A 5,896-nucleotide genomic window follows, 5' to 3' on the forward strand; every position below is an offset into this window, starting at 1 on the left:
GGCGCCCGCGCCATGCCCCGTCCCGCCCTCGGCACGGCCCTGCCCCGCCTCCGCCTCCCCGACGCCCGCCGCCGACAGCGCGCCCGCGAGCGCGCCGCCGATCTTCGCCGCCGAGAAGCGCGCCGCCACCTGCTCACGGAAGCGCGCGCGCAGCTCCATCAGGTTGCGCGACTGGCCCATCACGCGGCCGTGCTCGTCGATGACACGGAAGTTCATGAAGCAGTGCGGCTTGAGGTTCTCGGCGCGGAAGCTCTCCAGCGGCAGCTTCAACTGCACGCGCTCCTCGACGAAGCGCTGCAGCATCTTCAGCAGCGGCTCGTCGGTGTCGAACTCGCCGGCCTCGAAGGCCGCCATGAAGGCCGCCGCGCTCTCGGCGACCGGCTGCAGGCGGTGGCGGTGCTTCTGCGGCACGGTCTTCATCAGCGCCGCGACCTTCTCCTCCAGCAGGCCGGGAACCAGCCACTCGCAGCGGTTGGCGGGGATCTGGTTGAGCATGGCCAGCGGCACCGCGAGCGTCACGCCGTCGTCGGCCTCGCCGGGCTGGTGCAGGTAGGTGAGCTTCAGCTTCTGCCCGAGCACCTCCAGCACGGGCGGGAAGCGGTCGGTGGTGACGCCCTCGGCCTCGTGGCGCATGAGCTGCTCGCGCGACAGGTGCAGCAGCTTCGGCTCGGCCTTCTCCGCCGGCTTGCGCCAGGCCTCCAGGCCGGCGACATCGCACACCTCCTCGGGCAGCTTGCTGTCGTAGAAGGCCTCGATCAGTGCCTCGTCCACCAGCACGTCGGGGCGGCGCGACTTGTGCTCGAGGCGCTCGATCTCCGCCACCATGCGCTGGTTGTGCGCCAGGAAGGCCATCGCGCGCGCCGGCCCCTCGGCGATCTCGCCCTGCACCAGGCCCTCGCGGATGAAGAGCTCGCGGCACAGCGCGGGGTCGATGTCGCGGTAGGCCACGCCGCGGCGCGGGTAGATCACCAGGCCGTACAGCGTGCCGCGCTCCCAGGCGCGCACCGCACCGGAGGACTTCGACCAGTGCGGCTCGAAGACCTGGCGCTTGATCAGGTGGCCGCCGACCTCCTCCACCCACTCCGGCTCGATGCGGGCGATGCAGCGCCCGAACAGGCGCGAGGTCTCGACCTGCTCCGCGGCCATGATCCACTTGCCGGCCTTCTTCGCCAGCGCCGAGCCGGGGTGCGGCCAGAAGCGGATGCCGCGCGCGCCGAGGTAGGAGCCGGCCTGCGGGCCCTTGCCCGCCGACTCGCCTTCATCCGCCTTGCAGCCGATGTTGCCGAGCAGGCCGGCGAGCAGCGCCTTGTGGATCGCCTCGTAGTTCGCCGGCTGCGCGTTCTCCTTCCAGCCGTGCTCGGCGCACAGGGTGTGGAGCTGGGCGAACACGTCACGCCACTCGCGCATGCGCATGTAGTTGAGGAAGTGCTTCTTGCACCAGGCCTTCTGCTTGCTCGAGGTCTCGTGGCGCTGGACCTCGTCCCAGGCCTTCCACAGGTGCCAGTACCACAGGAACTCGGACTTCTCGTCCTGCTCGCCGCCGCGGAACCTCGCGTGCGCCTGGTCGGCCGCGCCCAGGCTGTCCTGCGGACGCTCGCGCGGGTCCTGCACCGACAGCGCGGCGGCGATCACCAGCAGTTCGGCGAGCGCGCCGCGGTCGCGCGCGGCGAGGATCATGCGACCGATGCGCGGGTCGAGCGGCAGCTTCGCCAGTTCAATGCCGGTCGGCGTCAGCTTGCGCTCATCGTCGTCGGTGACGGCGCCGAGCTCGGCCAGCAGCGCATAGCCGTCGCCGATCAGGCGCGAACCGGGCGCATCGATGAAGGGGAAATCCTCCACCGCGCCCAGCTTCAGCGCCTTCATGCGCAGGATCACGCCGGCGAGCGAGGAGCGCAGGATCTCCGGGTCGGTGTGCGGCTGGCGACGGTTGAAGTCGTCCTCGTCGTACAGCCGGATGCAGATCCCGTCCATCACCCGCCCGCAGCGGCCGGCACGCTGCTGCGCGGCCGACTGCGCGATCTTCTCGACCTGCAGCTGCTCGACCTTGGTGCGCGGCGAGTAGCGCTTGATGCGCGCCAGGCCGGTGTCGACCACGTAGCGGATGCCCGGCACGGTCAGCGAGGTCTCGGCGACGTTGGTCGACAGCACCACCCTGCGCCCGTTCGAGGCCGAGAACACGCGCGCCTGCTCCTGCGCCGACTGGCGCGCGAACAGCGGCAGGATCTCGGTGCCGGGGAGGTGATGGGCCTTCCTCAGCGCCTCGGCGGCCTCGCGGATCTCGCGCTCGCCGGGCAGGAAGACGAGCACGTCGCCCGGGCCGCAGCGCTGCGCCTCGTCGACCGCGTCGACCAGCGCGTCCATGAGGTCGCGGCTCTTGTCTCTGCCACCCGCCCTGGATTTGTCGCCCTCCTTCCCACCTTTGGCGGACGCGCGCGCCGCGGCCGCCGGGTCGACGTCCTCGCTCTCCACCGGCCGGTAGCGCATCTCGATCGGATACAGGCGGCCGGACACCTCGATCACCGGCGCCGGCTTGCCCGCGGCGTCGGCGAAGTGCTTCGCGAAACGCTCGGCATCCAGCGTCGCCGAGGTGACCACCACCTTCAGGTCGGGCCGGCGCGGCAGCAGCGTCCTCAGGTAGCCGAGCAGGAAGTCGATGTTGAGGCTGCGCTCGTGGGCCTCGTCGATGATCAGCGTGTCGTAGGCGGCGAGCAGCGGGTCGGTCTGGGTCTCGGCGAGCAGGATGCCGTCGGTCATCAGCTTGACGTGGCTGCGCTCGCTGGTCTTGTCGGTGAAGCGGATCTTGTAGCCGACGACCTCGCCGAGCGGGCTCCTGAGCTCCTGCGCGATGCGGCTGGCGGTGGCGCGCGCGGCGAGCCGGCGCGGCTGGGTGTGGCCGATCAGGCCGGCGACGCCACGACCGAGCGTCATCGCGATCTTGGGCAGCTGGGTGGTCTTGCCGGAGCCGGTCTCGCCGCACACGATGATGACCTGATGCGCTGCCAGGGCCTCGGCGATCTCGTCGCGACGCGCCGACACCGGCAGTTCGGGCGGAAAGTCGGGCACCGGCAGCGCCGCGCGGCGGGCGAGCAGCGCGGCACGCGAGCGCTCGAGGAGCGCGTCGAAGTCCTCCTGCAGGCGCACGCGCTGCGCCGTGGCACGCTCGTCGGCGCGCGGCGGGCGCAAGAGGTCGCGCGCCATGCGGCGCAGGCGCGGGCGATCGACGCTCAGGCAGTCATTGAAGTTCGGCAGCGCGGACGGGCGGCGCTCGCCCTTGTGTTCAGCCCTCATGGATCCGTTTCGGCTTCGTCGGGCCGCGCATTATCTACCGCATCTTCGCCTTGTTGGCGCCGCAGTGCGACAATGGCGCCCACCCACGAAGAGCTGCCCGCCGAGCCCGACCATGCCCGCACACGCCATCGCCGCCGTCGTCTACAAGCCCACCGACAACATCGAGGCCCTGCTCGCCCGCGCCGCGCGCGCACTGGGCGAGCGCGGCGTACGCCTGGGTGGCGTGCTGCAGCACGACATCGCCACGATCATCGAGGACCCCTGCGCGATGCAGCTCGAGAACCTCGAGACCGGCGAGAGCATCCCGCTATCGCAGGAGCTCGGCCGCGGCTCGATCTCCTGCCGGGTCGACCCGGACGCGCTCGCGCGCGGCTCGATGGCGGTGCGCGGCGCGATCGCGCGCGGCGTCGATCTGGTCATCATCAACAAGTTCGGTGCTCAGGAAGTGGCCGGCTCCGGCCTGCGCGACGAGATGGCCGAGACCGTCGTCGCCGGCGTGCCCCTGCTCACCGCGGTGGGCGAGCGCTTCCTCGCCGAGTGGAAGGAGTTCACCGGTGGCGAGGGCGTGCTGCTCGAGCCCACGCTCGACGCCATCCTCGCCTGGTGGTCGGCGCCGCACGCCAGCTGAGGCATGGACTGCCGCCCCGGCTGCGCCGCCTGCTGCATCGCGCCCTCGATCTCCTCGCCCATCCCCGGCATGCCGGACGGCAAGCCCGCGGGCGTGCGCTGCGTGCACCTCGACGCCGCGGACCGCTGCCTGCTCTTCGGCGACCCGCGCCGGCCGGCGGTGTGCGCCAGCCTGAAACCGTCCCCGGAGATGTGCGGCGAGGATCGCACCCAGGCGCTGCAGTACCTGGACAGGCTCGAGGCACTGACCTCGGCCTGAGCACGCCGTCGGCAGGCACGCGCCGCGGGCCCCGCACGGAGCGCGCCCCGCCATCCATCCTGCATCGCCCCTGCGGTGCAACATTGCGAGCGCTATAATCCCGCCTCCTCTCTCCACCCCGAACCCGGCCGCATGGACCTCTCCCTCCTCCTCGTCGCGCTCGTCCTCGGCATCGTCGAAGGCCTGACCGAATTCCTGCCGGTGTCCTCCACCGGCCACCTCATCATCATCGGCGACCTGCTCGGCTACAACGACGACACCAGCAAGGTGTTCAAGATCGTCATCCAGCTCGCCGCCATCCTCGCCGTGTGCTGGGACTACCGCGAGCGCCTGATCAAGGTCGCGAGCGGGCTCACCACCGAACCGAGCGCGCAGCGCTTCGTGTGGCTGCTGTTCATCGGCTTCCTGCCCGCAGCCATCCTCGGGCTGATGTTCCACTCCACCATCAAGGGCCTGCTGTTCAACCCGATCACGGTGGCCACCGCGCTCGTGGTCGGCGGCCTGATCATCCTGTACGTGGAAAAGCGCGCCTACCACCCGCGCATCAACGACGTGGACGACATGCGCTGGACCGACGCCCTGAAGGTCGGCTTCGCCCAGGCGCTGGCGATGATCCCCGGCACCTCGCGCTCGGGCGCGACCATCATGGGCGGCGTGATCTTCGGCCTGTCGCGCAAGACGGCGGCGGAGTTCTCCTTCTTCCTGGCGATCCCGACCATGTTCGCCGCCACCGCCTACGACCTGTACAAGAACTGGGCGCTGCTGCGGGTGGAAGACCTGCCGGTGTTCGCGGTCGGCTTCGTCGCCTCCTTCGTCGCCGCGATGTGGGCGGTGAAGAGCTTCATCAAGTTCATCTCCAACCACACCTTCATCGCCTTCGCCTGGTACCGCATCGTGTTCGGCATCTTCGTGCTCGCGACCTGGTACTTCGGCTGGGTGGAATGGTCCGAACCCTGATCGAGCACGCACGATGATCATCTACCTGCACGGCTTCCGCTCCGCCCCCGCCTCGATCAAGGCGCGCGCCCTGAAGGCGCGCATGCTCGAGCGCGGTCTCGCCGAGCGCTTCTGGTGCGAGCAGCTGCCGGTGTCGCCGCGCGCCGCGATCGCGCTCGCCGAGGGCGAGATCGCGCGCGCGCGCGCCGCCGGGCTGGATCCCACCGTGGTCGGCAGCTCGCTCGGCGGCTACTACGCCACCTGGCTCGCCGAGCGCCACGACCTGCGTGCGGTGCTGGTCAATCCGGCGGTGGTCGCGCCGCTGTCGCTCGAGGCCTATGTCGGCACGCAGGACAACCTCTACACCGGCGAGCGCTTCGAATTCACCCATGGCCACATCGACGAGCTGCGCGCGATCGAGGTGCCGACGATCACCCGGCCGCGGCGCTTCTGGCTGATGGTGGAGATCGGCGACGAGGTGCTCGACTACCGCCACGCGGTAGAGAAGTACGCCGGCGCACGCCAGACCGTGCTCGAAGGCGGCGACCATGGCTTCTCGCGCTGGAACGACTACCTGGACGAGGTGATCGCCTACGCGGGGCTCGGCGATGCCCGACCCGCAGCCCCCCGCCCCTGACCCACCCGCACACGGAGCGCACCCGATGAGCCGCCCCACCGACCCCGCCCAGCCCGGCTTCGACGCCCGCCGCTTCAAGGCCATGGAGCGCGCCGGCTTCAACCGCATCGCCGCGCGCTACGCCGACGGCGCCCACCTGCGCGCCGACC

Annotated in this window: 5 protein-coding genes and 1 pseudogene; 5 read left to right on the forward strand and 1 reads right to left on the reverse strand. The window is 70.8% G+C overall.

Annotated elements, in window-relative coordinates:
- Positions 1–3,288 (reverse strand): ATP-dependent RNA helicase HrpA (hrpA, locus tag C667_RS19530; protein ID WP_004377927.1); only part of this gene is annotated, 3,288 nt, incomplete at its 3' end.
- 112 nt (positions 3,289–3,400) lie between these two features.
- Between hrpA and C667_RS19535 the strand changes: the two genes are divergently transcribed.
- The 5 genes and pseudogenes from C667_RS19535 to C667_RS26560 form a co-directional block, all read left to right on the forward strand.
- A complete protein-coding gene (locus tag C667_RS19535) occupies positions 3,401–3,916 on the forward strand; it encodes a DUF2478 domain-containing protein (protein WP_004377928.1) in 516 nt (171 codons plus the stop codon).
- 3 nt (positions 3,917–3,919) lie between these two features.
- A complete protein-coding gene (locus C667_RS19540) occupies positions 3,920–4,174 on the forward strand; it encodes a YkgJ family cysteine cluster protein (protein ID WP_004377929.1) in 255 nt (84 codons plus the stop codon).
- Positions 4,175–4,306: 132 nt separating this feature from the next.
- Positions 4,307–5,131, forward strand: coding sequence for an undecaprenyl-diphosphate phosphatase (locus C667_RS19545; RefSeq protein WP_004377930.1), 825 nt, complete (start codon positions 4,307–4,309; stop codon positions 5,129–5,131).
- A 13-nt stretch (positions 5,132–5,144) separates the two neighbouring features.
- Positions 5,145–5,747 (forward strand): YqiA/YcfP family alpha/beta fold hydrolase, encoded by a 603-nt coding sequence (locus tag C667_RS19550; RefSeq protein ID WP_004377931.1) that lies wholly within the window; start codon positions 5,145–5,147, stop codon positions 5,745–5,747.
- Between the two features lie 25 nt (positions 5,748–5,772).
- Positions 5,773–5,896, forward strand: a pseudogene (locus C667_RS26560) (methyltransferase); the annotation flags it as partial.

It is taken from the genome of Thauera phenylacetica B4P (assembly GCF_000310225.1).
GTDB lineage: Bacteria > Pseudomonadota > Gammaproteobacteria > Burkholderiales > Rhodocyclaceae > Thauera > Thauera phenylacetica.

What these genes read in the sequence shown, in the direction of transcription:
- C667_RS19535 (WP_004377928.1), top strand. Translation starts at nt 3,401, where the DNA reads ATGCCCGCACACGCCATCGCCGCCGTCGTCTACAAGCCCACCGACAAC.
- C667_RS19540 (WP_004377929.1), top strand. Translation starts at nt 3,920, where the DNA reads ATGGACTGCCGCCCCGGCTGCGCCGCCTGCTGCATCGCGCCCTCGATC.
- C667_RS19545 (WP_004377930.1), top strand. Translation starts at nt 4,307, where the DNA reads ATGGACCTCTCCCTCCTCCTCGTCGCGCTCGTCCTCGGCATCGTCGAA.
- C667_RS19550 (WP_004377931.1), top strand. Translation starts at nt 5,145, where the DNA reads ATGATCATCTACCTGCACGGCTTCCGCTCCGCCCCCGCCTCGATCAAG.